Annotated in this window: 27 protein-coding genes and 1 pseudogene; 17 read left to right on the top strand and 11 right to left on the bottom strand. The window is 64.6% G+C overall.

Annotated elements, in window-relative coordinates:
* A partial coding sequence (locus tag Q8N40_RS18200; RefSeq protein WP_305712800.1) for an Hsp70 family protein occupies nt 1-286 on the bottom strand: 286 nt, incomplete at its 3' end.
* Between the two features lie 409 nt (nt 287-695).
* Here Q8N40_RS18200 and Q8N40_RS18205 point away from each other — a divergent pair.
* The 5 genes from Q8N40_RS18205 (at nt 696) to Q8N40_RS18225 (ending at nt 4,738) form a co-directional block, all read left to right on the top strand.
* Entirely contained in the window at nt 696-1,631 is a 936-nt protein-coding gene (locus tag Q8N40_RS18205; RefSeq protein ID WP_305712801.1) for a hypothetical protein, read from the top strand.
* A 111-nt stretch (nt 1,632-1,742) separates the two neighbouring features.
* The gene (gene pncA, locus Q8N40_RS18210; protein ID WP_305318109.1) at nt 1,743-2,471 is read left to right on the top strand and encodes a bifunctional nicotinamidase/pyrazinamidase; all 729 of its coding nucleotides are present in this window, start codon (nt 1,743-1,745) and stop codon (nt 2,469-2,471) included.
* A gap of 7 nt (nt 2,472-2,478) precedes the next feature.
* Entirely contained in the window at nt 2,479-3,327 is an 849-nt protein-coding gene (locus tag Q8N40_RS18215; protein ID WP_305712802.1) for an AraC family transcriptional regulator, read from the top strand.
* Between the two features lie 71 nt (nt 3,328-3,398).
* Nucleotides 3,399-3,836 carry a VOC family protein gene (locus Q8N40_RS18220; RefSeq protein WP_305712803.1) on the top strand — a complete coding sequence of 146 codons (438 nt, stop codon included), beginning with the start codon at nt 3,399-3,401 and terminating at the stop codon, nt 3,834-3,836.
* 161 nt (nt 3,837-3,997) lie between these two features.
* A complete protein-coding gene (locus Q8N40_RS18225) occupies nt 3,998-4,738 on the top strand; it encodes a haloacid dehalogenase type II (protein WP_305318106.1) in 741 nt (246 codons plus the stop codon).
* A gap of 19 nt (nt 4,739-4,757) precedes the next feature.
* Here the strand turns inward: Q8N40_RS18225 and grpE are convergent, their stop codons facing one another.
* Nucleotides 4,758-5,363, bottom strand: a complete 606-nt coding sequence (gene grpE / locus Q8N40_RS18230) for a nucleotide exchange factor GrpE (protein ID WP_305318105.1) — start codon at nt 5,361-5,363, stop codon at nt 4,758-4,760.
* Nucleotides 5,364-5,474: 111 nt separating this feature from the next.
* On the bottom strand, nt 5,475-6,563 hold the full coding sequence (gene hrcA, locus Q8N40_RS18235) for a heat-inducible transcriptional repressor HrcA (RefSeq protein ID WP_305318104.1): 1,089 nt from the start codon (nt 6,561-6,563) through the stop codon (nt 5,475-5,477).
* Nucleotides 6,564-6,731: 168 nt separating this feature from the next.
* On the opposite strand from hrcA, the gene rph reads away from it, so the two are divergent.
* From rph to hemW, 3 genes are read left to right on the top strand one after another with little or no spacing between them, the layout of a single operon-like run.
* Complete coding sequence (rph, locus tag Q8N40_RS18240) at nt 6,732-7,445, top strand: ribonuclease PH (RefSeq protein WP_305712804.1); 714 nt, start codon at nt 6,732-6,734, stop codon at nt 7,443-7,445.
* A 36-nt stretch (nt 7,446-7,481) separates the two neighbouring features.
* On the top strand, nt 7,482-8,117 hold the full coding sequence (gene rdgB / locus Q8N40_RS18245) for an RdgB/HAM1 family non-canonical purine NTP pyrophosphatase (protein WP_305712805.1): 636 nt from the start codon (nt 7,482-7,484) through the stop codon (nt 8,115-8,117).
* On the top strand, nt 8,104-9,264 hold the full coding sequence (gene hemW, locus Q8N40_RS18250) for a radical SAM family heme chaperone HemW (protein ID WP_305712806.1): 1,161 nt from the start codon (nt 8,104-8,106) through the stop codon (nt 9,262-9,264). Before rdgB ends, hemW begins: the two co-directional genes overlap by 14 nt.
* Nucleotides 9,265-9,419: 155 nt before the next feature.
* Here hemW and Q8N40_RS18255 read toward each other — a convergent pair whose 3' ends face one another.
* The gene (locus tag Q8N40_RS18255; protein WP_305318100.1) at nt 9,420-10,637 is read right to left on the bottom strand and encodes a penicillin-binding protein activator; all 1,218 of its coding nucleotides are present in this window, start codon (nt 10,635-10,637) and stop codon (nt 9,420-9,422) included.
* Nucleotides 10,638-10,863: 226 nt separating this feature from the next.
* On the opposite strand from Q8N40_RS18255, the gene rsmI reads away from it, so the two are divergent.
* From rsmI to Q8N40_RS18285, 6 genes are all read left to right on the top strand, one after another.
* The gene (gene rsmI / locus Q8N40_RS18260; protein ID WP_305712807.1) at nt 10,864-11,829 is read left to right on the top strand and encodes a 16S rRNA (cytidine(1402)-2'-O)-methyltransferase; all 966 of its coding nucleotides are present in this window, start codon (nt 10,864-10,866) and stop codon (nt 11,827-11,829) included.
* Nucleotides 11,816-12,229, top strand: coding sequence for a YraN family protein (locus Q8N40_RS18265; protein ID WP_305712808.1), 414 nt, complete (start codon nt 11,816-11,818; stop codon nt 12,227-12,229). Before rsmI ends, Q8N40_RS18265 begins: the two co-directional genes overlap by 14 nt.
* 42 nt (nt 12,230-12,271) lie before the next feature.
* Nucleotides 12,272-13,213, top strand: coding sequence for a glutathione synthase (gshB, locus tag Q8N40_RS18270; protein ID WP_305318097.1), 942 nt, complete (start codon nt 12,272-12,274; stop codon nt 13,211-13,213).
* Between the two features lie 67 nt (nt 13,214-13,280).
* Nucleotides 13,281-13,592 carry a hypothetical protein gene (locus Q8N40_RS18275; RefSeq protein WP_305712809.1) on the top strand — a complete coding sequence of 104 codons (312 nt, stop codon included), beginning with the start codon at nt 13,281-13,283 and terminating at the stop codon, nt 13,590-13,592.
* A 215-nt stretch (nt 13,593-13,807) separates the two neighbouring features.
* Complete coding sequence (locus Q8N40_RS18280) at nt 13,808-14,779, top strand: MBL fold metallo-hydrolase (protein ID WP_305712810.1); 972 nt, start codon at nt 13,808-13,810, stop codon at nt 14,777-14,779.
* 65 nt (nt 14,780-14,844) lie between these two features.
* The gene (locus Q8N40_RS18285) at nt 14,845-15,186 is read left to right on the top strand and encodes a KTSC domain-containing protein (protein WP_305712832.1); all 342 of its coding nucleotides are present in this window, start codon (nt 14,845-14,847) and stop codon (nt 15,184-15,186) included.
* 17 nt (nt 15,187-15,203) lie between these two features.
* Here Q8N40_RS18285 and rhuM read toward each other — a convergent pair.
* Nucleotides 15,204-16,297 (bottom strand): annotated as a pseudogene (rhuM, locus tag Q8N40_RS18295) (RhuM family protein).
* Nucleotides 16,298-16,361: 64 nt separating this feature from the next.
* On the opposite strand from rhuM, the gene Q8N40_RS18300 reads away from it, so the two are divergent.
* From Q8N40_RS18300 to Q8N40_RS18310, 3 genes are all read left to right on the top strand, one after another.
* The gene (locus tag Q8N40_RS18300) at nt 16,362-17,900 is read left to right on the top strand and encodes a YifB family Mg chelatase-like AAA ATPase (RefSeq protein WP_305712812.1); all 1,539 of its coding nucleotides are present in this window, start codon (nt 16,362-16,364) and stop codon (nt 17,898-17,900) included.
* A 151-nt stretch (nt 17,901-18,051) separates the two neighbouring features.
* Entirely contained in the window at nt 18,052-18,525 is a 474-nt protein-coding gene (locus tag Q8N40_RS18305; RefSeq protein WP_305712813.1) for a hypothetical protein, read from the top strand.
* A 133-nt stretch (nt 18,526-18,658) separates the two neighbouring features.
* Complete coding sequence (locus tag Q8N40_RS18310; protein WP_305712814.1) at nt 18,659-20,920, top strand: response regulator; 2,262 nt, start codon at nt 18,659-18,661, stop codon at nt 20,918-20,920.
* Between the two features lie 9 nt (nt 20,921-20,929).
* Here the strand turns inward: Q8N40_RS18310 and coaA are convergent, their stop codons facing one another.
* The 6 genes from coaA to Q8N40_RS18340 form a co-directional block, all read right to left on the bottom strand.
* The gene (gene coaA / locus Q8N40_RS18315; protein WP_305322909.1) at nt 20,930-21,886 is read right to left on the bottom strand and encodes a type I pantothenate kinase; all 957 of its coding nucleotides are present in this window, start codon (nt 21,884-21,886) and stop codon (nt 20,930-20,932) included.
* 43 nt (nt 21,887-21,929) lie between these two features.
* The gene (locus Q8N40_RS18320) at nt 21,930-22,256 is read right to left on the bottom strand and encodes a phosphoribosyl-ATP diphosphatase (protein ID WP_305322910.1); all 327 of its coding nucleotides are present in this window, start codon (nt 22,254-22,256) and stop codon (nt 21,930-21,932) included.
* A gap of 79 nt (nt 22,257-22,335) precedes the next feature.
* Nucleotides 22,336-23,112: an imidazole glycerol phosphate synthase subunit HisF gene (gene hisF, locus Q8N40_RS18325; protein WP_305322911.1), complete on the bottom strand. Its 777-nt coding sequence runs from the start codon at nt 23,110-23,112 to the stop codon at nt 22,336-22,338.
* A gap of 9 nt (nt 23,113-23,121) precedes the next feature.
* Nucleotides 23,122-23,862 carry a 1-(5-phosphoribosyl)-5-[(5-phosphoribosylamino)methylideneamino]imidazole-4-carboxamide isomerase gene (gene hisA, locus Q8N40_RS18330; RefSeq protein ID WP_305712815.1) on the bottom strand — a complete coding sequence of 247 codons (741 nt, stop codon included), beginning with the start codon at nt 23,860-23,862 and terminating at the stop codon, nt 23,122-23,124.
* Between the two features lie 208 nt (nt 23,863-24,070).
* Nucleotides 24,071-24,721: an imidazole glycerol phosphate synthase subunit HisH gene (gene hisH, locus Q8N40_RS18335; protein ID WP_305712816.1), complete on the bottom strand. Its 651-nt coding sequence runs from the start codon at nt 24,719-24,721 to the stop codon at nt 24,071-24,073.
* Complete coding sequence (locus Q8N40_RS18340) at nt 24,718-25,248, bottom strand: DUF2628 domain-containing protein (protein WP_305712817.1); 531 nt, start codon at nt 25,246-25,248, stop codon at nt 24,718-24,720. Before Q8N40_RS18340 ends, hisH begins: the two co-directional genes overlap by 4 nt.
* Nucleotides 25,249-25,308: the final 60 nt, after the last annotated feature.

Consider the following 25,308-nt stretch of genomic DNA (forward strand, 5'->3'; position numbering starts at 1 on the left):
CCTTGACGATCTTGTAGGGGACGAGCTTCTTGTCCTTCTCGACCATCGGATCGTCGTAGCGGCGGCCAACGAGGCGCTTGACCGCGAAGAAGGTCCGCTCGGGATTGGTCACCGCCTGGCGCTTGGCGGGCTGCCCGACGAGGCGCTCGCCATCATCGCTGAAAGCGACGATCGACGGGGTCGTCCGCATGCCCTCGGCGTTCTCGATGACTTTCGCAGTCTTGCCATCCATTACGGCAACGCACGAATTCGTGGTGCCGAGATCGATCCCAATGACCTTTCCCATGGTCTTCATTCCTTCTTGCTGCGGCAGGTTGGCTGGGCCCTGACGGCACACCAATCCAAACCCCCAAACGATCAATTACTCGCGATATTGCGACGATGAGCCTCATATAGGAGGGGGGGTGGGGCCTGCAAGGACCGGGCGCAACCTTAGCCCATGAAAACCCTGAGCTTTGGAAGATGGTGTCTCCGTGCGGGGCAGGCCGCCAGAGTCTGGTCGTGCGGCCGGAACGGCCGCCAGGTCAGGGGGCTGGGGCGAAAAAGCGCTATTTCAGCCGCCGACCGGGAACGGAATCGCAGCCCTCCCTGTTGCCGCAGCGCCAAAACCGCTAAAAGCTGACTATTCGAGGCCCGGCAAAGGGTCGCACCGGCCGACCATTGAACGGCCTCAATGCAAACCCAGTAGACCTTTCATGATGCTCATTCGACTGATCTTCGTGCTTGCCCTGCTGGTCCCGGCCATCGGCCCCGCGCTTGCCGCGGACCCGGTTTTTCCGCCGGGCATCAGGGTCGGCATCACGCCGCTGGTCGGGCTCAACCGCGCCAAAACCTTCGTCGGATTCGAGACCGAGGATCAGGGCGTCAAGGTGTTGCTGGCGGAGCTTCCAGCCGACGCCTACAGCGAAGTCATGAACGCCTTCAAGAACAATCCTGCGGGCGCCGGCGGCGTGAAGCCCGAGACCATCGAGACCGCGGCCGGCCTTGCCTATTACACCATCGAAACCGGCAAGGATGGCACGACCAATGTACGGCGTTATTCGATGATCCTGCCGGGCGGCGCCTTCTCCGGCTATATCGCCGTGCAGGTTCCGGAAAACGCCTCCAGAATCTATACCGACGACGCGGTGCGGCAGATGTTCGCCTCGGCGGCGGTACGAAAGGAAGTTCCGGTCGAGGAGCAGCTGGCGCAGATGCCCTTCAAGGTCATCGAATTTAGCGGTTTCAAGAATGTCCGCACGCTGGCCATTGGCGGGGCGATCGTCATCGCCGACAGCGACGAGAGCAGGGGTTTCGAGGCCGCCCCCTTCATGGTGGTCGGCATTGTCGGGGCGACGCCGACCCAGCCTGAGGATCGCGGACGTTTTGCCCAGCAGGCCGCGACCACTATTCCCGGCGTGCGCGAGGCCAGGATCACGATGTCGGAGCCGCTGCGCATCGACGGCATGCCGGGCTATGAAACCCGTATCGACGCGGTGAGCGGCAAGGACAACACCCCCGTTACCGTGGTGCAGTGGCTGCGCTTCGGCGGCCAGAATTCGTTGCGCATCATCGGCAGCGCGCCGCGCGAGGAATGGAGCAAGGCATTTCCGCGCTTCCGCGCCGTGCGCGACGGCATCCAGCCGCGCTGAATCTTGCGCGATCTGCCGAAGATTCGTGCGCCCGCTGCGGCCTAAACCTGCTTTACGCTCCCCAAGCGAGGTGATTTGCTGGCGACAGCGTATCTTACAGGGAGATGTAGCATGTTGGACCGAAGGCAAATTCTCGCAGGCTTAGGAATGGGCCTGGGCACGGCGGCGATCGCCACCGTCTCTGCAAACCCGCTTTGGGCGGCAGCTTCGATCAAGCCCGATGCGGCTTCGGCGCTGCTGGTGATCGATGTCCAGAACTGCTTCCTGCCCGGCGGCAGCCTCGCCGTCAAAGACGGCGATCAGGTCGTTCCCGTGATCAATCGCATCGCCAAGGGTTTCGCCAATGTGGTGCTGACACAGGACTGGCACACGTCAGGCCACGTCTCGTTCGCAACCAGCCACGGCGGCAAGAAGCCGTTCGAGACCGTCGATCTCAAATACGGCAAGCAGGTGTTGTGGCCCGATCACTGCGTGCAGGGCACCGAGGGCGCGGCATTGTCGAAGGAGCTCGCGATTCCGCAGGCCGCGCTGATCATCCGCAAGGGATTCAACAAGGAAGTCGACAGCTACTCCGCCTTCACCGAGGCCGACGGCAAGACCACGACCGGGCTCGCCGCCTATCTGAAGTCGCGCAAGATCAAGCGCCTGTTCCTGGCCGGATTGGCAACCGATTTCTGCGTTGCGTGGAGCGCGCTGGATGCGCGCAAGGCCGGATTCGAAACATCCGTGATCGAGGACGCCTGCCGCGGCATCGACACCCAGGGCTCCCTTGCAAAAGCCTGGGCGGATATGGCCAAGGCCGGCGTCAAACGGATTCAATCCGGCGATATCGTCGTCTAAAAGCAGCATGCCGGATTCTGCAGCTCCCGTCGCGTTCGAGATGGTCCGCCGCCTGCCGTCACAGCGGACCGCCGGACTTATCTCGGCCATCTCGGGCTATCGCGAGATGGCGGCTGGACGGTTTTCGCAGCGCGAGGCCGCACCGCTGGCGATTCCGCTGATCATCAGTTTTGGCACGCCGTTCACCATCGCGCTCGGCCGTGTACCCGATGCGGCCGACCGCCACAACAGCTTCGCCGCGGGACTGTATGCCGGCGCCGTCTACATCGAATCCGACGGCGGCGCCGAATGCGTGCAGGTGGATTTCACGCCGCTCGGTGCCTTCAGGTTTTTCGGCGGCGCCGTCGGCAACCTCGCCGCCCGCATGATCGAGGTCGGTGACGTGCTCGGCGCCGACGGCACACGGCTGCGCGAGCGTCTCGGCGCGACAGAAGGCTGGCAGCGCCGCTTCGATATCGTCGAGGAATTTGTCGCCGATCGCGCCAACCATTTGCCGTCCCCGGAACTGGAATTTGCCTGGCGCCTGCTGGCACGCCGCGGCGGCGGCATCCGGATCGCCACTTTGGCCGAGGAGATCGGCTGGAGCCGCAAGCATCTGGTCGAGCGATTTCGTCACCAGTTCGGTCTCGGCCCCAAATCGATTGCGCGCATGATGCGGTTCCATCTCGCCAGCGGCCTGGCACGAGCCGGAACGCCATCCGGCTGGGCCGGCATTGCAGCGGACAGCGGGTTTTCGGATCAGGCCCATCTGATCCGCGAATTCACCGCACTTGCCGGCGAGCCGCCGACCGCCAGGGCGCGGCGCATGGCGCTGACCGACAGCCGGCTGACCCGCCTGCAACACGCGGAGTGGTAACAAATCTTCAAGCGGACAACGCCCGGCTTGCCGCATCATCGCGTGGACAGGCAACTCAGCAGGAGTTCTCCGTGACCGACATCAGCAACATCGAAGCGCCACGCCTCTATCCCACCCTTCGTTACAAGGACGCCGAGGCGATGATCCGCTGGTTGAAGGACGTCGTTGGTTTCACCGAACGCGTCGTCTACCGCAACGACGACGGCGTGGTGCAGCGTGCCGAAGTCGCCTACGGGACTTCCATCCTGATGCTGGGCCAAAGCCGCGACGACGAATATGGCCGGCTGGTCGGCGACATCAACGGCCGCCGCACCGATTCGCTCTATGTCGCCGTCAACGATCCGGACGCGCTGTACGCCAAGGCGAAGGCCTCCGGCGCCAAAATCGAGATGGAGCTGCACAACACCGACTACGGCAGCCGCGATTTCGCCTGCCGCGATCCCGAAGGCAATCTCTGGAGTTTTGGGACCTACTGGCCAAAGGTGAACGAGAAGCCGCTGGTGGGATAGGCCGGGTCGGTCGGAACGATCGAGGCGCCGCCGGAAACGACCAGGTTCATCGGAATGAGGTGTGTTCGCCCGCCTGGCATTCATCTACAAGCACCCGGACCGAAGTCGATGGGCCAGCTAGGCCCGTTCGTGCGTACAGGAATGGGACAAGGGTAACGTTGGTGGCGGAGGACAAGGGAACCACAGAAAGTGACCGCTTGGCGGCCATCACGTTCGACATCCAGGGTACATGCGTCGATTTCTATCAACCGATCCTGCGCATCGGAGCCGCGGTCAATCGTAACAAGGGGTTATCGATCGACTGGGCGATGCTATCAGCCGATTGGCGCACTCTTTACCGGCAGGCGCTTGATGCGATCATCGACGGTCGGCGGCCGTGGATGCGAGTTGACCGGATCTATCGCGAAGCCCTGGATGTCTTGCTGGAGAAACGTGGCCTTGGTGGCTTCTTCACTGCGCCCGAACGTGATGAGCTAAACGCGGTTTGGACCAAACTGGACCCCTGGCCGGACTCCGTAGAGGGACTGACTCGCCTGCGAGGTCGTTTCACCACCTCGACGCTGTCCAATGCCGGAATGGCCGCAGTGGTCGCCGTGGTCAAACATGCAAATTTGCCCTTTGACGCAATACTGACGGCCGAGCTGGTTGAGACCTATAAGCCTGCGCCGGCAGTCTACCAGCTAGCGGTAGATTATCTCGGCTATCGGCCGGACCAGATTCTGATGGTTGCGTGCCATAAATATGATCTGAGAGCGGCCAAGGCTTTCGGCATGCGCACCGCTTTTGTTGCCCGGCCTCTCGAGTTTGGTCCTGATGCCACACCCGATATCGCGGCAGAGAGTTGGCTGGACTTTTGTGTCGACAGCTTCACTGCTCTCGCGGACAGGTTGAACGCGGTTTGATAACGCCGCTGTAAACGATTCAGGTCGTGACGTCGGCACCCGGCGCCGCTTTCGCACCGCCCTTCGACACCGCGACCAGCGCCGGGCGCAGTACGCGCTCGCCGATGGTGTAGCCGGCCTGCACGACCTGCACCACGGTGCCCGCCGGCACCGACGTGTCGGGGACCTCGTACATCGCCTGCTGGAAATTCGGATCGAACTTCTCGCCCGCCGGATCGAATTTCTTGACGCCGTTCTTCTCCAGCGTGTTGAGCAGCGACCGCTCGGTCAGCTCGACGCCCTCGATCAGCGACTTCAGCCCGGGATCGGCATTGGCCTTGGCCTCGGCCGGCACCGCGTCGAGCGCACGCTGCAGATTGTCGGCGATATCGAGCACGTCGCGCGCGAAACCGGTGATGCCATAGGCCCGCGCGTCGGCCACTTCCTTCGCGGTACGCTTGCGCAGGTTTTCCATTTCCGCCAGCGTGCGCAGCATCTTGTCGCGGGTTTCGGCGAGTTCCCTGGTCAGGGCCTCAACCGAGCCTTCCTCGGGATCGTCGGGCATGATGTAGGGCTTGGAAATCACGGGCTCGGCGGCCTTCGCCGGATCGGCCGGAATGTCCTTCTGCCCGTTGGGATCAGTCATGGCTTGCCTTCTCGAAAAAATCGCTGGAACGAGGTCAGTGGGGGATTTGCTGGCCCGGATATCGTGCTTTAGGCGGGGAAAATCAAGCTCAACTACCCGATTTTGGCCGGATCAGCCGCCCAGCATCCGGCTGACGATGCGCGCCGCATAGTCCACCGTCGGGATCACACGGGCGTAGTTGAGCCTCGTCGGCCCGATCACGCCGAGAACGCCGACGATTTGCCCCGCGGCGTCGCTGTAGGGCGCGATGATGGTGGACGAACCCGACAGCGAAAACAGCTTGTTCTCCGAACCGATGAAGATCCGCACGCCTTCGGCCCGCTCGGCGCGGCCCAACAGGTCGATCACGCCGCGCTTGGTCTCGAGATCGTCGAACAGCGACTTCACCCGCTCCAGATCTTCCAGCGCGTGCAGGTCTTCCAGGAGATTGGCGTGACCGCGCACGATCAGCTGGCGGTCGTCGCTGGTGCCGCCGGACCAGCTCGCGATACCCGCCGATATCACCTTCTGGGTCAGCTGATCGAGTTCGTTGCGGTTCTGCGTCAGCGCGGTTTCCAGCTCAAGCCGCGCCTCGGCCAGGGTGCGCCCCCGGATCCGCGCATTGAGAAAATTGGTGGCCTCCACCAGCGCCGACGAGGGCACGCCCGACGGCAGCGTCAGCACGCGATTCTCGACCTGGCCGTCCTCGCTGACCAGCACGACCAGCGCCTTTTCCGGCTCGAGCCGCACGAATTCGATGTGTTTCAGCCGCGAATTGGATTTTGCGGTCAGCACCACGGCCGCGGCCCGGGTCAGGCCGGACAGCCGGGTCAGGGCCTCGCCCAGTGCTGCCTCGACCGATTGGGCCTTGCCGACGGAAGCGAGCTGGTTCTGGATCGACTCGCGCTCCGGTTCGGTCAGGTCGCCGACCTGCATCAGGGCATCGACGAAGAACCGCAGGCCGAGTTCCGTGGGCAACCGGCCGGCCGAGGTGTGCGGCGCATAGATCAGGCCGAGCTGCTCGAGGTCCGACATCACATTGCGGACCGAAGCCGGCGACAGCGGCATCGCGATCAGGCGCGAAATGTTGCGGGAACCGACGGGTTCGCCGGTGGCGAGATAACTCTCGACGATTTGACGAAAAATGTCCCGCGAACGCTCGTTGAGCTGGGCAAGCCCGGCATGCGGAGCGATCAGGCCGATCGGATCGTGGTGGGCCACAGAATACTCTCCTGAACTCAGCCTAATCTGTCTATCACAGCAGCCGGAGACAAGCAGGTATTAGTCCCCATGTGGTGCCCGCAAAGGCCCAAAAGCCTTGCCGCTGCCGCTTCCCCCTCCTACAAGCACCGCGAGCCTGTCTTTGCCGGTTTTCTTGGAGGATTTCTCATGCGGCCAAGCCGCCGTGCGCCCGATGAATTGCGCGCCGTGTCGCTGGAACGGGGCGTGGTCAAATACGCCGAGGGTTCCTGCATGGTCAAATTCGGCGACACCCATGTGCTGGTGACGGCCACTTTGGAAGAGCGGCTGCCGCCATGGCTCAAGGGCCAGGGCCGCGGCTGGGTCACCGCCGAATACGGCATGCTGCCGCGGGCGACGCTGGAACGCACCCGCCGTGAGGCGGCCGCCGGCAAGCAGGGCGGACGCACCGTCGAAATCCAGCGCCTGATCGGCCGCAGTCTACGCGCCGCCGTCGACCTCGAAGCGCTCGGCGAGCGCCAGATCACGGTGGATTGCGACGTCATCCAGGCCGATGGCGGCACCCGCACCGCCTCGATCACCGGCGCCTGGGTGGCTTTGGCCGACTGCATCTCCTGGATGAAGACCCGCAACATGATCAAGACCAACCCGCTGCGCGACAATGTGGCGGCGATCTCCTGCGGTATCTATCAGGGCACCCCGGTGCTCGATCTGGATTACGCCGAGGATTCCGAGGCCGATACCGACGCCAATTTCGTCATGACCGGCGATGGCCGCATCATTGAGGTGCAGGGTACGGCCGAGAAGACGCCATTTTCGCAGGACGAGTTTTTGGCGTTGATGGCGCTGGCCCGCAGGGGCGTGACGCGGCTGGTGGATTTGCAGAAAATGGCCGTGGCGTGATTCCGGATCGCGGTCCGACTGGCGTAGACTGACAACATGCACCGTCGAATCACCGGCAAGCTCGTGATCGCAACCCACAATCCCGGCAAGCTCGCCGAGATGCGCGAACTGCTGGCGCCGCACGGCGTGGAGGCCGTCTCGGCCGGTGAACTCGGCCTCGGCGAGCCCGACGAGACCGGCGATACGTTTCGCGCCAATGCGGCCATCAAGGCCATCGCCGCGGCAAAGGCCGCGCAACTGCCGGCCTTCGCGGACGATTCGGGATTGGTGGTCGAGGCGCTCGATGGCGCGCCCGGCATTCTCTCGGCGCGCTGGGCCGGACCGACCAGGGATTTCACCGCGGCGATGGCGCGGATCGAGCGCCTGCTGCAGGAGCGCGGCGCCACCACGCCGGCGCAGCGCAGAGCGCATTTCGTTTCCGCGCTGTGCGTGGCCTGGCCCGACGATCATCTCGAAGAGGTCGAGGCGCGCGCCGACGGCACGCTGGTGTGGCCGCCGCGCGGCAACGCCGGGTTCGGTTACGATCCGGCATTTCTGCCCGACGGACACACGCGCACCTTCGGCGAGATGACCAGTATCGAAAAGCACGGCCTGCCGCCGCTGGGCTTGGGCCTGTCGCACCGCGCCCGCGCCTTCGTCAAACTCGCGGAGATCTGCCTTGACCAGCGCTGACAGAGCAAAGGCCTTCGGCGTTTATGTGCACTGGCCGTTCTGCCTGTCGAAATGTCCGTATTGCGATTTCAACAGCCATGTCCGGCATGCGCCCATTGATGAAGAACGCTTTGCCAAGGCCTTCGCTCTCGAGATCGAAACCACCGCGGCGCGCGCGCCTGATCGTGAAGTCTCCTCGATCTTTCTCGGTGGCGGCACGCCGTCGCTGATGCAGCCGAAAACCGTCGGCGCCATTCTGGATGCGATCGGAAAGCACTGGCGCGTCGCGCCCGATGCCGAAGTTTCGCTCGAAGCCAATCCGACCAGCGTCGAGGCGACACGCTTTCGCGGCTACCGCGCCGCCGGCGTCAACCGGGTTTCGCTCGGCGTGCAGGCGCTGGACGATGCCTCGCTGAAGGCGCTGGGACGTTTGCATACCGCGCGCGAGGCGCTCGACGCGGTCGCGATCGCGCGCGCCGCGTTCGACCGTTACTCGTTCGATTTGATTTACGCCCGCCCCGACCAGACCCCGCAAATGTGGACGGATGAACTGAAGCTGGCGATCTCGGAAGCCGCCGAACATCTGTCGCTCTATCAGCTCACCATCGAAGAGGGCACGCCGTTTTTCGGCCTGCATGCCGCCGGCAAGCTGAAGACACCGGACGAAGCGGTGGCGCGCGCGCTCTACGACGTCACGCAGGAGGTCTGCGCGCGTGAGGGATTGCCGTCCTACGAGATTTCCAACCACGCCCGGCCGGGCGCGGAGTGCAAACATAACCTGGTCTACTGGCGCGGCGAGGAATATGCCGGCATCGGTCCCGGCGCCCACGGCCGCCTCGATGTCGATGGCACGAGACACGCCATCGCCACCGAAAAGCGCCCCGAGGCGTGGCTGATGCGCGTCGAAGCCAATGGTCATGGCGTCGTGGTCGACGACGTCCTCAACAGCGAAGAGCGCGCCGACGAATTTTTGCTGATGGGGCTGCGGCTGGCGGAAGGCATCGATCCCGAACGCTACGCGGCGTTGTCAGGCCGTACCCTCGATCCCGGCCGCATCGCGATCCTGCGCGAAGAAGGCGCCATCATCGTCGACGCCAACGGCCGGCTGCGGGTGACGCAGGCGGGATTTCCGGTGCTCGACGCCGTGGTGGCGGATTTGGCGGCGTAGAAATATTTCCCCGTCGTCCCGGACAAGTGAGCGCAAGCGAACGCTGATCCGGGACCCATACACCGCGGCTTCTCGTTAAGGCAAAACCTCAGACGGTCTTTTCCAATAGTTTCCGCCGCGGCGTATGGGTGCCTGCGTTCGCAGGCACGACGGTGCTACGCCCCGAAACTCTTCGGCGAGCCGGCGACGGTTGCGCTGCCGCCCGATCCCACCCTCATCACCGCGAGGCCGCGTTCATTGGTGCCGTCGGAGCGGAACCGGAACAGGCCATCGATGCCGGCAAAGCCCGACGGATTGGTCAGCACTTCAGGTGAAAAACGCGCGCCGCCTTGTGTGCGCGCCAGTGCCGCGACCAGCGCCACTGCATCATAGGCAAGCGTCGCCGTGCGCACCGGATCGGCGCCGAATTTGGTGCGGTAACGTCCGGAGAAACTGCGGAAGCCGGCGGGATCCGGCGCGGCGTAAATTCCGCCTTGCAGCGCCGGGCTCGCGAACACCCGCGGATTGTCCCACAGACCGGTGCCGAGCAGCTGGATGTTTTTCAGATTGGCCCCTGCCGCGGTCAGCGCGTCGGCGACCTGCACCACGGAGTCGCCATCATCGGCGATGAACAGCGCGTCGGCCGAACCGAGCGCCTGCGCCACGGTGCGCGCCGGCGTGGCGCGGTCGGCGCCGTATTTTTCGAATGCGACGATGCGCCCGTTGCGGCGGCCGACCGCCTGCTTGAACGCGGCCTCCACCACATTGCCATAGGCATTGTCGGGCAGCATGGCCGCGAACGAACGCTTGCCGGTGCTGGCGGCATATTCGACGATCCGGTTGACGTCCGATTCGGGCAGGAAACTGAGCAAATAGACGCCGCGGCCGGCGACGCTCGAATCGGTCGAGAACGCGATCACGGAGACGCCGCGGGCGCGCGTCAGCGCGGCGGTCGACGGCACCGAACCCGCAAACAGCGGACCGAGAATGATCTCGGCGCCTTCGTCGAGCGCCTGCTGGGTTCCCTGGCTCGCGCCCTGCGGGCTGCCGCCGTCATCCTTGATCAACAACTGGATATTGGGATTCTGGAACTCGGCCAGCGCCATCTCGGCGGCGTTCTTCATCGACTGCGCCGCGACGCCGGCATTGCCGGACGCCGACAGCGGCAGCACCAGCCCGACCTTGACCCCGCCGGTGCCGACGGCCTGCGGCTGCTGCGGCGGTCCCGCCGGACCGGCATCCGGGCCCGAACTGAACGGATTGGAAATCGAGCCCATGCCGGCGCAGGCCCCGAGCAGGGGCGCGCCCAGAATCAGGCCGACCGCCGTCCGCCGGGTGGCTCCCGACGGCTGTAATCTGGAAGGCCAGGATTTGGGTTCGAGCGGCCCTACCATCGTATCTCTATCTCTTGACCGGCGGATTTCGCCGGTACTTCTGCCTCCTGATGACCAGGCGGGTGGATTCAGGCATATTGTCGACGAATAGTTAACCAAATCAAAAGGATTCTGTTCACCCTGACCGGCGCCGGGTTGAACAGCCATATGGGTGCGCGGCATGTCCCCGCCGCTGCAGCGCACCAGCCTTATGGCGTCCGCGCCGTCTCCCCTCTAGATTGGCATTATGCGCCCAAAACCCGCGTCCATAAATACATCCGATGGCCCTGCAGATCCCGTAAGTCGCACATTTTCACTGGGCGGCCACGTCCTGACCGCGCCGAAGGCAGTTCCCGGCTTGCATCTCGTCGCGACCCCGATCGGCAATCTCGGCGACATCACTATCCGCGCGCTGGAAACCCTGGCCGGCGTCGATATCATCGCCTGCGAAGACACCCGCATGACGCGCCGGCTGACCGAGCGCTACGGCATTTCGGCACTGCTAAAACCCTATCACGAGCACAACGCCGCGCAGGCCCGCCCCGTCATCCTGCAGAAGCTGGCGCAGGGCGCCTCGATCGCGCTGGTCTCGGATGCCGGCACCCCCCTGATTTCCGATCCCGGTTTTAAACTCGTGCGCGAGGTCTGCGCCGCCGGCCATGCCGTGATCGCACTGCCCGGCCCCTCCTCGGTGCTGGCGGCGCTGTGCGTGGCGGCACTGCCCACCGACCGGTTTTTCTTCGAGGGCTTTTTGCCGTCGCGCGGCACCGCGCGTCGCGCGCGGCTGAATGAGCTGTCCCGGATCGACGCCACGCTGGTCATGTTCGACTCCGGCAACCGGGTGCAGGACACGCTGGCCGATCTCGCCGGCATCATGGGCACGCGCGATGCCGCGATCTGCCGCGAAATGACCAAACTGCATGAGGAGATTTTACGCGGGCCGGTGTCCGAACTCGCCGCTAAAGCCGACACGCTGGAGACCCGTGGCGAATTCGTGCTGGTGATCGGCCCGCCGGCGGCCCGCGCGTCAGTCATGACCGAGGAGGCGCTGGACGATATGCTGCGCGGCTCATTGCAGCGCGACAGCGTCAAGGATGCGGTGGCGCATGCGGTCGAACTGTCCGGCCGGCCGCGCCGCGAAATCTATGCCCGCGCGCTCGAACTCGCCAAGGAGATGCAGCAGCAAGCGACGGACGACGATGGCGAAAACTGACGGCGCAGCGCCGACCGACCGACCGGCAAAGGCCGCCTCGCCGGCGCGGGTCGCGGCGTTTCGCACCGGCCTGTCGGCGGAAGCGCGCGCCGGCGCCTGGCTGATGGCCAAAGGCTATCGCATCCTGGCAAAACGGTTTCGCACGCCCCATGGCGAGATCGACCTGGTGGCGCGCAAGCGCAATCTGGTGGCGTTCATCGAGGTCAAGGCGCGCGCCAGCCTGGACGAGGCCGCCTATGCGGTGACGCCGCGCCAGCAGGCCCGCATCATCGCCGCCGCCGAGGCCTGGCTGATGGCGCATCCCGAGCATGCGGAAATGGAGCTGCGTTTCGACGCCGTGCTGATTGCGCCGCGGCGCCTGCCGCGCCATCTGTTAGCGGCCTTCGACGCCAGCACCTGACCCTTACCGAAACCAGCATCCCGCCAACCCCGGACCCCCTCAATGAAACTGAACGTCGCCGTCCAGATGGACCCCATCGCGCGCATCAACATCCGTGGCGATTCGACCTTTGCGCTGCTGCTGGAGGCGCAAAAGCGCGGCCACGCGCTGTCCTATTACACGCCCGAGAAAATCTCGCTGCGCGGCGAGGAGGTGGTGGCGCCGGTGCAAACGCTGACCGTGCGCGACGAGGTCGGCGACCATTGCACGCTCGGTGAGCCCGAGCGCACGCCGCTGGCCTCGTTCGACGTTGTGCTGCTGCGGCAGGACCCGCCGTTCGATCTCGCCTACATCACCTCGACGCATCTGCTGGAACGCATCCATCCCAAAACCCTGGTGGTCAACGATCCCGCCAGCGTGCGCAACGCGCCGGAAAAAGTCTTCGTGATGGATTTTCCGGAATTGATGCCGCCGACGCTGATCTCGCGCGACCTCGACGAGATCAACGCGTTCCGCAGCGAGCACGGCGCCGTGGTGATGAAGCCGCTGCACGGCCATGGCGGCGCCGCGGTGTTTCGCGTCATGCCGCAGGACATGAACTTCGGCTCGCTGTTCGACATGTTCTCGGTGACCTTCAGGGAGCCCTGGGTGATCCAGCGCTTCCTGCCCGAGGTCAGGCACGGCGACAAGCGCATCATCCTGGTCGACGGCGAATTCGCCGGCGCCGTCAACCGCGTGCCGGCGCCCGACGATCTGCGCTCCAACATGGTGCGCGGCGGCGCCGCGCAGGCCACCGACCTCACCCCCCGCGAACGCGAGATCTGCGCCACGCTCGGCCCCAAACTGCGCGAGCGCGGCCTGCTGTTCGTCGGCATCGACGTCATCGACGGTTTTCTGACCGAGATCAACGTCACCTCCCCCACCGGCATCCGCGCCATCGCGCGGCTGGGCGGCCCGGATGTCGCGGCGAAGATCTGGGATGTGATCGAGAAGAAGCGGGGGTAATCAGCGCTGTTGCGGCTACGCCGATCAGCCTAGCGTGCATCAGTCGAATCACGCGAGGAGAGGCCGCATGGCTGACCATGAGAATCCGCAACCGGGCGCCGGTCTCGTCTACGAGGACACCGGTGCGGCGGCCTCGCTGGTCTATTTCGACATCGTGGGGGCCTACGGCATCATGCACGGCACCGTCGAGATCGAGCTTGCGACCCGCATTCTCGTTCCCGCGCCGAACGGCCTCACCGACGTCAAATTCCTGTCGTCCGGGCGGCTGCGCTGCAGCCCGACCGCCGCCGCCAATCTGCGCAACGCGCTCGACGCCGCGCTGAAGATGCTGGAGGCGCCGCAGCAGCCCGATCCGGTGGCGGCCTCGAAGATGAACTGATGGTTCGAGCCGCGCTGCCGCGCTCTTCACCATGAGGAACCCTCCTCCTGCGGAGGCGCCCCGTCTCGAGGGATTGTTGCGCCTTCCAAAGGCCTATTTCGCTTGTCACCACTTGCAGGCGGGTGCAACCTGAGCGGATGCCCGCTTTATCACGCGGACAGGTCAGTCCGGGGCTGCAACGCACAATTTCGATAAAAACAAACGGAGGACAACGCATGACATTGGATGTTTCGCGACGCTCCCTGCTCGCACTCGGCGCCGGCTTGGGCGCAACGGCCATGCTCGGCGGCAGCGCGCTGGCAAAGGCGCCGAAGCTCGGCACCCAGGCGCCCTATTTCCATCGCTTCAATTTCGGCGATGCCGAGGTCACCGTCGTCTCCGACGGCCCGCTGCCGCTTGGCGATCCCGGCGGCGCCTTCATCGGCGTGCCGAAGGAAGAGGTCAAGAAGATGCTGACCGACAACTTCCTGTCGCCTGACAATGTCGTGCTCGAACAGAACTCGCCGATCGTCAACATGGGCGACAAGCTCGTCTTGTTCGACACCGGCATGGGCACCTCGAAGGCGTTCGGCCCGACTACCGGACGGCTGCAGAAGAGCATCGCCGAATCCGGCATCAAGCCGGCGGATATCGATGCCATCGTCTGCTCGCATGCGCATATCGATCATATCGGCGGCATCGTCGGCGCCGACGACAAGCCGCTGTTTCCGAACGCGCAGGTCTATATCGCGCAGAGCGATTACGATTTCTGGACCGACGAGGGCAAGCTCGGCGGTCCCTTGAAGGATTTTGTGATCCACGCTCGCAAGAACCTGCTGCCGGTGAAGGACCGGCTGGTGTTCATCAAGGACGGCCAGGAGATCCTGCCGGGCATCCAGGCCATATCGGCGCCGGGACATACCGTCGGCCACACCGTGTTCATGGTGACCTCGAAAGGCAAATCGTTCTGCTTCCTCGGCGACCTCACCCACCACCAGGTGCTGCTGCTGGAAAAGCCGCGGATGGAGTTCGCCTACGACACCGACCCGAAGGCGGCGGCCAACACGCGGGTGAAGCTGCTGGACACGCTGGCGGCCAACAAGACGCCCGTGATGTCCTATCACTTCGCCTGGCCCGGCTATGGCCATGTGGTGAAGGCCGGCGACGGTTTTCGGTATATCGCCGAGCCGATGAACATGCAGCTGTAAGGAAATGCCGTCGGGGGTGGGCCAGTGGCCCACCCCCGCGTGGCGCCAACGAAAGACGCGTGGGCATGATCGGAGCCGCCACCGCACTTGTCGCGCTGTTGCTGACAGCCGAGTTCGGCTCCGAGAAGGTCGACGTCAAGGACCGCGGCGTCGTCGACCTCGCGACCTATGAATGCCGCGACACCCCGCGCAGCACGCTGATCCAGCGCGCCTGTTACGACCGGACGCAGGCCAGCATGATCGTCGGCATCAAGGGCGCCTATCTCCAGTATTGCGATCTGTCGCCGGCGACGTTCGAGAGGCTGATGACCGCTCCATCGATGGGGCAGTTTTTCGGGCAGAGTATAGCGGGGGCCGGTTCGGGTGGCCGGCATGACTGCGGGGTCAGGCGGGGGCTGGGATATTAGGGCCTGCTTCACCGCAATCAGTCATTAGAGCCCTTCGACTTCTTGGTTCGCTTCGGTTCTGGAAGGAGCTTCTCTTGTTGTTTCAGAAGCGCTAGCGCTGCATCTGCCTCAGCGTGCCGCACAGCTCTCCGCTTCTCATTGAATTGCTTGTACTCGTTTAGAGCGTGGGCCTTCGCTTTCGCCGCCTTTACTGTCCCTCCACCCCGAAGCACATTTCGCCCCAGTGACTTCAATTGGGAATCCAGTAGAGTTTCGACTTCGAGCATCGTGCTTATTCGGCCCAAGTCTAGCTGATCTTCGAATATATCGAGTAAGATGGTCGTGAGCCGGTTGAGTTCTTTGATCTCCGATTCAACAAGATATTTTTTGCAACATCCGCGTCAGCCTGAGTAACCCTTTCGCCCCTCCACGTTCGCAACCCCATATTCTCATGGTCTGCGTTTGCGCGGCTCACGATCATTTCCGATGGCGTGTGCGTGGTAACTGCCCACATGAACTTCGCTTGGGTGTGTGCGTAGAATTCATGCCACTTCGTTGACTTCGGATCGTAGTCGCTGCACATCGCGCAAACGCTCCGAAGCTCGCGATAAACATTCGCTTCGTCGGAACGGATGTCGCGAATAATTTCGCGTAACTCTGCAACGCGGTCCCTGGCTTCCGGCGCCTTGAGTTGCTCTGCGTCAATGACGAAGCCTTTTGTCGCAAACTGAACGAGCTTGTCAGTAGCCCAGCGCCTGAACAGGGTCGCTTGGGATGATGACACCCGATAGCCAACTGAGATGATCATATCGAGGCTGTAGAGCGTGGCCGGGCGCCCTGTGGATAATTGCGCTTTTTGCAAAGAACTATCTTCTGAGAGTTCTCCCTCTTCTATTATGTTATTGATATGTCTAGATATTGTAGACACATCTCGGCCAAAAAGTTCTGCGATCTGGCTCTGAGTCATCCACAGGGTATCGCCATCGTACCGAAGTTCGATCCGGATGCCTTTTTCAGTTCCATAGATAAGCAGTCGGTCGCCGGTCGCGGCATCCTCTACCAAGTGCACAGGTTCTGTCGGGATGGGCTCATTTGCCGTCCAGATAGCACGATTCCGCCCTGCAAGATACATGTTCCCCTAATGTTCTTGCTCTCGTCCCCGGGTTCCGCTAGCTTCTCCCTCAGGAGAGGTCGGCATGGTCCAGCGGGTTTCCACCGTAGCCTTTGAGGGGATCGAGGCCCGCGCGGTCGACGTGCAGGTGCAGGTCGCGCCCGGTTTGCCCGCTTTCGCCATTGTCGGGCTGCCGGACAAGGCGGTGTCCGAGGCCCGCGAACGGGTCCGCTCGGCGCTGATCGCCTCCGGTCTGGCGCTGCCCGCCCGCCGCATCACCGTCAACCTCGCGCCCGCCGACGTGCCCAAGGAAGGCAGCCATTATGATCTTCCGATCGCGCTCGGCCTGATGGCGGCGATCGGGGCGATCCCGCCGGACGCCCTGGGGGGCTTTACCGTGCTCGGCGAACTCGGGCTCGACGGATCGATCGCGCCGGTCGCCGGCGTGCTGCCCGCGGCGATCGGCGCCAATTCGCGCGACGAGGGCCTGATCTGTCCCGCCGCCTGCGGCGCGGAGGCGGCCTGGGCCAGCCCCGATATCCAGATCGTGGCGGCGAGTTCGCTGATCCAGATCGCCAACCATTTTAAAGGCACGCAGGTGCTGTCGCGCCCGCAGCCCAGGGTGCACGAGGCCGAAATCAACCGGCTCGATTTGCGCGACATCAAGGGCCAGGAAAGCGCCAAGCGCGCGCTCGAGATCGCGGCGGCCGGCGGACATCACCTCTTGATGATCGGCTCGCCCGGCGCCGGCAAGTCGATGCTGGCGGCAAGGCTGCCCTCGATCCTGCCGCCGCTGTCGCCGTCCGAACTGCTGGAAGTTTCGATGATCGCTTCCGTCGCCGGTGAGATCCGCGACGGCGCGCTGACGGCGCGGCGGCCGTTCCGCAGCCCGCATCATTCCGCCAGCATGGCGGCGCTGACCGGCGGCGGCATGCGCGCCAAACCCGGCGAGATCTCGCTGGCGCATCAGGGCGTGCTGTTCCTCGACGAATTGCCGGAGTTCGATGCCCGCGTGCTGGATTCGCTGCGCCAGCCGATGGAGAACGGCGAGGTCGCGGTTTCGCGCGCCAACCACCGCGTCACCTATCCCGCGCGCTTCATGCTGATCGCGGCGATGAACCCGTGCCGCTGCGGCCACGCCTACGAGCCCGGTTACGCCTGCAAGCGCGGACGGGTCGACCGTTGCACCGGAGATTACCAGGCACGCATCTCCGGCCCGCTGATGGATCGTATCGATCTGCGCATCGAAGTGCCGGCGGTGACCGCCGCCGACCTGATCCTGCCGCCGCCGGCCGAAGGCTCGGCGGAAGTGGCCGCCCGCGTCGCCGCCGCGCGCGACATCCAGCTCGCGCGTTATGCCGCGGCCGGCCTGCCGAACATCCGCACCAATTCGGAAGCGCCGGCCTCGGTGCTCGAGCAGATCGCGCAGCCGGACGCTGCGGGCACCAAGCTGCTGCGCGATGCGTCGGAGACGATGCGGCTGTCGGCGCGCGGTTATCACCGCGTACTGCGCGTCGCCCGCACGCTCGCCGACCTCGACGGATCCGACAAGATCGGCCGGCTGCATCTGGCCGAAGCGCTGTCCTATCGCGCGCTGGCGGAGGATCTGCGCAGCGCGGCGTGATGCCACAGACTCAATAAATGTTCCAGCGAACGTTTGCAGGGACGACCATGACGTGTTGAGCCCGTCAACCCCGTGGTAACGAGTTTTCTTTACACTCTGCCAACCATAAGCCGCAGCGGTTCGCGGGCTTGTCGGCGAGCGAGTGCGTATCATGCTGCGTTTGAAGATCCTGGCTTCGGCCGTTCCGTTGCTGGTTGCCGCCGTTTTGGCGCGCGGCGATTTCCTGCCCGGCGCGCGGCCCTGTCTGGCGATCGGCGAGGGTTCGGTCCAGCTCACCTCGCTGTCCTGGCAGGCGCAGTCGCACGTCAGCTTCACCCGCGATCCCTCCCTCGCCACCGTGCGGGTGCAACTCACCGACAATGCCGCCGCCGCCGATTTTGCCGTGCTCGACGATATCGACAGCGCGGAAGCCCCCGCTTCACAAGGCTGCGAGGTCAACGCCGCCACCCGCTTCGTGGCGATCTCCGCCACATCAACAGTATCCGACCCCGTGATCTACCTGTCGCCGGACGGCCCCGCCGATTACCGGATTTATGTCAGTTCGAAGCACTTCTCGGCGCGCGATGCTGCCGCCCTGATCGTCGGCGCCAATGGCGCGCCACGCCGGCTCGCTGCCGCGCTCTGAATTTTCCTTAACTTTCCATAAACCACGTTCCGATCGGACGACGCCAGGCCATCCGGCCTCAAGCACTTCGCAAGGTCGCCGCGCCATCTTCAGCGCCGCGACAGATGCGGCGGTACAGCACCAGGGTCACGGCATGAAGCGGCGGTTTTTCCGGATCAGGCTCCACATACGCCGCTTCGCCCGGCGCCATCCGTGGCTGACCTTCACCGTCCGCTCCTTCATGATCTTCTCGGCCGCTTTCGGCGGCGCCTATGGCTTCATCTCCGGCAGCCGGGTCGAGGGCTCCGGCTACGATCCCCACGCCTTCGCGATCGGCGCCAGCTTCCTGTTCGCGCTCGCCTGCCTCGCGCTCGCCACGCTGAGTTTCCGGCTGCGCTGGGTGCGGCAGACCATGCGCAAGATGGCGCTGCATAACGAAGCGATGGTCGACCGCAATTGGGAACTGCAGGAAGCCGAACAACGCGCCCGCAGCCTGTTCGAATCGCAGGGCGACCTGATCGTGCTGCGCGACGGCGACGGCCACATCACCTTCGCCAACGACGCCTGGTGCGAACTGGCCGAACTGCCGCGCGAAAAACTGGTCGGCAGCCGCTTTGCGCTCAACGTTCTGGAGCAGGGCGCCACTGCGATCGAGAGCAACGGCACCAGGATCCACGACCAGAAAATCGCGACCGCGCTCGGCCCGCGCTGGATCGCCTGGCGCGAAGGCCTGGTCCGCAGCGATGCCGGTCGACCAGCGGAGATGCAGAGCGTCGGCCGCGACGTCACCGACCGCATCGAGACCGAGCGCGCGCTCGGCGAGGCGCGCGATCACGCCGACGCCGCCAACCGCGCCAAGTCGCGTTTCCTGGCGATGGCGTCGCATGAAATCCGCACGCCGCTGAACGGCATCATCGGCATGAGCGGCCTGCTGCTGGATACGCCGTTGACGCCGGAGCAGGTGACCTATGCGAAGGCGGTGAAGACCTCGGGCGACGCGCTGTTGTCGCTTATCGAGGAGCTTCTGGACTATTCCAAGATCGAGGCCGGCAAGATCGATCTCGAACACCGCCCGTTCGCGCTTTCGGCGCTGATCGAGGACATCACCGAACTGCTGGCGCCGCGGGCGCAGGCGCGGCAACTCGAGATCGCGGCCTATGTCGATGAGCGTCTTCCGATGGAAGTGATCGGCGACGCTGCGCGGCTGCGCCAGGTACTGCTCAATCTCGCCGGCAACGCGATCAAATTCACCTCGACCGGCGGCGTGGCGCTGATCGTCGAGCCCGGCCTGTGGCCCAATGAAATCAGTTTCCTGGTGCGCGACACCGGCATCGGCATTGCGCCCGAGGCGCGGCAGCGGATCTTCCGCGAGTTCGAGCAGGCCGACGAGCGCATCGCGCGCAGCTATGGCGGCACCGGCCTCGGCCTCAGCATCTCCGAGCGCATCGTCAAGCGCATGGGCGGGCGCATCACGCTGCAGAGCGAGCTTGGCAAAGGTTCGACCTTCGAAGTGTCGATTCCGCTCGCAGCCGCCGAAAGCAAGGCAAATGAGCAACCGGCCTTTGCCGCGCCGGACCTGACCGATCAATCGATCATGCTGGTGACGCCGCAGAGCATCGAGGCTTCGCTGATCGCGCGGCGGCTGCAGCGCTGGGGCGGCCAGACCTGCATGATCTCGGATATCTCGGTGGCACAGGCGCTGCTGCCGGAACGGACCTGGCACGCCGTGCTGCTCGACCACGCCCTCGGCGCCAGCGAAGTCGCCGCGCTGGCCGAAGCCGCCCGCACCCATGCGACGCAACGCATCGTGCTGTTCACGCCGGCCACCCGGCATGAACTGCAATCCTCCATTTCCACGGCTTTCACCGGCTATCTGATCAAGCCGCTGCGCGCCGCTTCGCTGGCAACCCGCCTGAGCATGGCGCCGGAAGTGACGGCGCCCGATCTGGCCGGCGATGCCCTGATCGATGCGCCTGACAATGTCGCGATGCCTTCCATCGCGCCGGCGCCCGGGCTTTCAATCCTGGTGGCGGAAGACAACGAAATCAACGCGCTGTTGATGCGCTCATTGCTGACGCGCCTGGGGCACCATGCCGTCCTCACCACCGATGGCGAGGAGGCGCTGGAATCCTGGCTCGCCGCCAAATCCGCCGGCGCGCCCTATGACCTGGTGCTGATGGATATCCAGATGCCGCGGCTCGACGGCATCGAGACCACGCGGCGGATCCGCGCGCACGAGGCCGGCCAGCCGGGCCGGCAGACGCCGATCCTCGCGCTGACCGCAAATACGCTGGTGGAAGACCGCTACGCCTGCTTCGAGGCCGGCATGGATGGCTTTCTCATCAAGCCGCTCGACCGCGAAAAGCTCGCCGAGGCGCTGGCGGGCCTGGCGGCTTCGAGGCATCTCGCTGCGTAGTGCGTCGACTCAAAGCCGCCGCAGCGCCACGGTTTCGACCACGTGATCGGCGCCCTTTTTCAGGATCAGCGTCGCCCGCGGCCGGGTCGGCAGGATGTTGTCTTCAAGGTTGGCGAGGTTGGTGCGCTCCCAGATCGCCAGCGCGGTGGCGGTGGCTTCCTCGTCGGACAGCAGCGCATAGCGATGGAAATACGATCGCGGGTCGGTAAACGCGGTGTCGCGCAGCGCCAGAAAGCGCCGGACGTACCAGTCGCGCAGCACCGGTTCGTCGGCGTCGATATAGACCGAGAAATCGAAGAAGTCCGACACGACAGGAACCGCCTTGCCGTCGCGCGGCAGCCGTCCGGTCTGCAGGACATTGACGCCCTCGAAGATCAGGATATCCGGACGGTCGACCTCGACCCATTGGTTCGGAACGATGTCGTAAGTCAGATGCGAGTAGACCGGCGCCCGCACCTGCCGCCGTCCCGCCTTGATGTCGCTGAGGAACGACAGCAGCGCCGGCAGGTCGTAGCTCTCCGGAAAGCCCTTCTTCTGCATCAGGCCCTGCCGTTCCAGCACCGCATTGGGGAACAGAAAGCCGTCGGTGGTCACGAGATCGACCTTGGGCCGCGGCGACCAGCGCGCCAGCAGGGCCTGCAGCACGCGCGCGGTGGTCGACTTGCCGACCGCGACCGATCCGGCGACGCCGATGATGTAGGGCACCTTGCGATCGCGGATGCCGAGGAATTGCCGTTGCGCCTGATAGAGCCGCAGCGTGGCGTCGACATAGATCGACAGCAGCCGCGACAGCGGCAGAAAGATGTCCTCGACCTCCTTCAAATCGAGGCGGTCATGCATCGAACGCAGCCGCTCGAACTCGCCCGGCTCCAGCGTCATCGGCGTATCGTCGCGCAGGCGCGCCCACTGCTCCCGCGAGAATATCCGGTATGGATTGTATTGTTGATCCGGTGCCCTGATGTCCATCAGCCGCCTCTAGCCTTGCCCTCGGTTTTAGTTGATCCGGCTGTTACGTGTCGCGCTTGCGCGCGGCCTTCTCTTCCAGTCCGGAGGTGCCGGCGCGCTGCGCCAGCGCGGCCTCGACCTCCTCGAACCGGACGTCGCGACATTTCAACAGCACCAGCAGGTGAAACAGCAGATCGGCGCTTTCGGCGATCAGGTGCTCGCGGTCATTCTCGACCGCGGCGATCACGGTTTCCACCGCCTCCTCGCCAAGCTTCTTGGCGCAATGCTCGGCACCCTTGCTGAGGAGCTTGACGGTGTAGGACGTATCGCCCCCTGCCGCCGCACGGGTGTCGATGGTGGCAGCCAGATCATGAATCGTGAAACGCGACATCAACTCAAACTCACGCACGCGCCACGGTATCCGGGCGCTTTCTCCCGGGGGGATGTAGCACTTCTGTCATAAGAAGTCGTCAGGGATCGAGCCGCATCGGCAGCCCGGCGCGCACCATGTGATCCTTGGCCTGGCGTATGGTGAATTCCCCGAAGTGAAATATCGACGCCGCCAGCACCGCGGTCGCATGACCCTGCCGGATGCCCTCGACCAGATGATCGAGGTTGCCCACCCCGCCGGAGGCGATGACAGGAACCCGGATACTGTCGGCCACCGCCTGGGTCAGCGGCAGGTCGAACCCCTGCCTGGTGCCGTCCCGGTCCATCGACGTCAGCAGGATTTCGCCGGCGCCGAGCGAGACCACTTCCTGGGCATATTCGATCGCATCGATCCCGGTGGAATTGCGCCCGCCATGAGTGAAGATCTCCCAGCGCTCGCCCCCACCGCCGCGCTTGACCCGCTTGGCGTCGATCGCCACCACGATGCACTGATCGCCGAATTTTTCCGCGGCTTCCTTGACGAATTCGCGGCGGCTGACGGCGGCGCTGTTGATCGACACCTTGTCAGCGCCGGATCGCAGCAGCATCTTGATGTCGTCGATGGTGCGCACCCCGCCGCCCACGGTCAGCGGCATGAAGCACGCTTCAGCGGTGCGGCGAACCACCTCCATCATGGTGCCGCGATTTTCGTGGGTCGCCGTAATGTCCAGAAAAGTCAGTTCGTCGGCGCCAGCGGCGTCATAGGCAATCGCCGCCTCGACGGGATCGCCGGCATCGCGCAGGTCGACGAAGTTGACGCCCTTGACCACGCGGCCATCCTTGACGTCGAGACAGGGAATCACGCGCACCTTGAACATGGATCGCTCCTAGGCCGCGGCGCGCGCGCTGCGGATCAGCGCCAGCGCGGCGGCGGGGTCAAGACGGCCATCGTAGAGCGCACGGCCCGCGATCGCGCCGGCCAGTTTCCGCGCGCGCGGCGTCAGCAGCGCCTTGACGTCCTCGATCGAGGCAAAACCACCGGAGGCGATAACGGGGATGGAGATACTTTCGGCAAGCTCGATGGTGGCGTCGAGATTGAGCCCCTTCAGCAGACCGTCGCGCGCGATATCGGTGAAGATGATCGCGGCGACACCGGCATCCTCGAAACGCTGCGCGATTTCCAGCACGGTGACCTGCGAGGTCCGGGCCCAGCCTTCGACCGCTACCTTGCCGTCGCGCGCATCGAGACCGACCGCGACGCGGCCGGGGAATTTTTTCGCAGCCCCCTTCACCAGTTCGGGATCGCGCACCGCCGCGGTACCGATGATGACGCGGGTGACGCCCTTGCCGAGCCATGCTTCGACCGTGGCGATATCGCGAATCCCGCCGCCGAGCTGCACCGGCATGGTGACGGCCTTGAGCATCGATTCGACGGCAGCCGCGTTCATCGGCTTGCCGGCAAAGGCGCCGTCGAGGTCGACCACATGCAGATATTCGAACCCTTGCGCGGCAAAGCTCTGCGCCTGCGCCGCTGGTTCGAGGTTGAAGACGGTGACGCGCGCCATGTCGCCCTGCTCGAGGCGGACGCACTGGCCGTTCTTCAGGTCGATGGCGGGGAAAAGAATCATGCAACGCCTTCTCGCAAGGACGCAGGTGAACTCCCCTCCCCCCACGAAGTGGTGGGGAGGGGTCGGGGGTGGGGGGTGGCGCGGCGTTCACCGATGCTGCGGTCCTTGCCGAGACACCCCCCACCCCGCCGCCTTCGGCGTCGACCCTCCCCACCGCTCGCAAGGGCTCGCGGGGGGAGGGAAAAGGATGCCGCTGTCAGGAAAAGAATCACGGCTTCCATCTCAAGAAGTTCGCAATCAGGGCCAACCCGAAACGCTGGCTCTTCTCCGGGTGAAACTGGGTGCCGATCGCGGTGTCCCTGCCGACCATCGCCGTGACAGGCCCGCCATAATCGGCGCGCGCCAGCACTTCCGACTCGTTGGTGGCATTGAGGTGGTAGGAATGCACGAAATAGGCGTGACGGCCTTTCGGGCCGAGGGGCAATCGCTCAAGCACCGGGTGCTCCCGGACCATGTCGAGCGTGTTCCAGCCCATGTGCGGAATTTTCAGATTTTCTTCGCGCGGCACGATCTTTTCGACGTCGCCAGCGATCCAGTTCAAGCCGTCGGTGGTGACACGCTCCTTGCCGCGGGTCGCCATCAGCTGCATGCCGACGCAGATCCCGAAAAACGGACGCGCCTTGTCGCGCACCGCTTCGGTCATGGCCTGGATCATGCCGTCGAGCGCATCGAGACCCCCGCGGCAATCGGCGAACGCGCCAACCCCGGGCAGCACGATGCGATCGGCGCGGTACACGGTCTCGGGATCGCGGGTCACCACGATCTTTTCCGGCACATTCATGCTGCGCGCCGCGCGTTCGAACGCCTTCGCGGCCGAGTGCAGATTGCCGGAGCCGTAATCGATGATGGCGACGCTCACCGCGAACCTCCCGGTTCCGGAAACAATCCGATGATCTCGCTTCGCGGCAACGGCGGCGGCCGCGAAAACGGCTGGCCCGGAATATCCCGTGTCGGTGGCGGCCCGCCGCGCTCGATCGCCAGTTGATCGTTGACGAGCGAGCGCTGCTTGGCGGTCCAGCGATCGAAGAACCGCCGCTCCGCGGTTTCCCAATCCTCGGCCACCACGATGTCGAGATGGCGCCAGTTGCGCCGCGACAGGGTCCAGCGCCGCAGGCTCGCCGCTTCGAAGCCCATCAGCAGCGCCAGCAGGATGTCGACGAGCAGGATTGCGTTTCCGCCAACGCCGAGCGCCGACATTCCGAAGCCGACCGCGGTCATCACGATAATCCATCCGATCAGCGCCAGCCACAACCCATGCCAGAGCAGCCAGACCGGCCCCAGCAGGGCAGCCCAGAAATGAAAGCCGTCGCGAACAAAGGCGAACCTGTCGGCCGCCCGAACCTCCGCATCGTTTATTACTGGCGCATGAACCGTGTAGACCGGCATCGCATCTCTCCGCCGAGAACCTTTGGTTTGGGCATGATCTTTTCGGAAAACCGGCTCCCA

The sequence above is a fragment of the Bradyrhizobium sp. genome, from assembly GCF_030693485.1.
Classification (GTDB): Bacteria; Pseudomonadota; Alphaproteobacteria; order Rhizobiales; family Xanthobacteraceae; genus Bradyrhizobium.

What these genes read in the sequence shown, in the direction of transcription:
- Q8N40_RS18205 (WP_305712801.1), top strand. Translation starts at nt 696, where the DNA reads ATGATGCTCATTCGACTGATCTTCGTGCTTGCCCTGCTGGTCCCGGCC.
- pncA (WP_305318109.1), top strand. Translation starts at nt 1,743, where the DNA reads ATGTTGGACCGAAGGCAAATTCTCGCAGGCTTAGGAATGGGCCTGGGC.
- Q8N40_RS18215 (WP_305712802.1), top strand. Translation starts at nt 2,479, where the DNA reads ATGCCGGATTCTGCAGCTCCCGTCGCGTTCGAGATGGTCCGCCGCCTG.
- grpE (WP_305318105.1), bottom strand. Translation starts at nt 5,363, where the DNA reads ATGACTGATCCCAACGGGCAGAAGGACATTCCGGCCGATCCGGCGAAG.
- rph (WP_305712804.1), top strand. Translation starts at nt 6,732, where the DNA reads ATGCGGCCAAGCCGCCGTGCGCCCGATGAATTGCGCGCCGTGTCGCTG.
- rdgB (WP_305712805.1), top strand. Translation starts at nt 7,482, where the DNA reads ATGCACCGTCGAATCACCGGCAAGCTCGTGATCGCAACCCACAATCCC.
- Q8N40_RS18255 (WP_305318100.1), bottom strand. Translation starts at nt 10,637, where the DNA reads ATGGTAGGGCCGCTCGAACCCAAATCCTGGCCTTCCAGATTACAGCCG.
- rsmI (WP_305712807.1), top strand. Translation starts at nt 10,864, where the DNA reads ATGCGCCCAAAACCCGCGTCCATAAATACATCCGATGGCCCTGCAGAT.
- Q8N40_RS18265 (WP_305712808.1), top strand. Translation starts at nt 11,816, where the DNA reads ATGGCGAAAACTGACGGCGCAGCGCCGACCGACCGACCGGCAAAGGCC.
- gshB (WP_305318097.1), top strand. Translation starts at nt 12,272, where the DNA reads ATGAAACTGAACGTCGCCGTCCAGATGGACCCCATCGCGCGCATCAAC.
- Q8N40_RS18275 (WP_305712809.1), top strand. Translation starts at nt 13,281, where the DNA reads ATGGCTGACCATGAGAATCCGCAACCGGGCGCCGGTCTCGTCTACGAG.
- Q8N40_RS18280 (WP_305712810.1), top strand. Translation starts at nt 13,808, where the DNA reads ATGACATTGGATGTTTCGCGACGCTCCCTGCTCGCACTCGGCGCCGGC.
- Q8N40_RS18285 (WP_305712832.1), top strand. Translation starts at nt 14,845, where the DNA reads ATGATCGGAGCCGCCACCGCACTTGTCGCGCTGTTGCTGACAGCCGAG.
- Q8N40_RS18300 (WP_305712812.1), top strand. Translation starts at nt 16,362, where the DNA reads ATGGTCCAGCGGGTTTCCACCGTAGCCTTTGAGGGGATCGAGGCCCGC.
- Q8N40_RS18305 (WP_305712813.1), top strand. Translation starts at nt 18,052, where the DNA reads ATGCTGCGTTTGAAGATCCTGGCTTCGGCCGTTCCGTTGCTGGTTGCC.
- Q8N40_RS18310 (WP_305712814.1), top strand. Translation starts at nt 18,659, where the DNA reads ATGAAGCGGCGGTTTTTCCGGATCAGGCTCCACATACGCCGCTTCGCC.
- coaA (WP_305322909.1), bottom strand. Translation starts at nt 21,886, where the DNA reads ATGGACATCAGGGCACCGGATCAACAATACAATCCATACCGGATATTC.
- Q8N40_RS18320 (WP_305322910.1), bottom strand. Translation starts at nt 22,256, where the DNA reads ATGTCGCGTTTCACGATTCATGATCTGGCTGCCACCATCGACACCCGT.
- hisF (WP_305322911.1), bottom strand. Translation starts at nt 23,112, where the DNA reads ATGTTCAAGGTGCGCGTGATTCCCTGTCTCGACGTCAAGGATGGCCGC.
- hisA (WP_305712815.1), bottom strand. Translation starts at nt 23,862, where the DNA reads ATGATTCTTTTCCCCGCCATCGACCTGAAGAACGGCCAGTGCGTCCGC.
- Q8N40_RS18340 (WP_305712817.1), bottom strand. Translation starts at nt 25,248, where the DNA reads ATGCCGGTCTACACGGTTCATGCGCCAGTAATAAACGATGCGGAGGTT.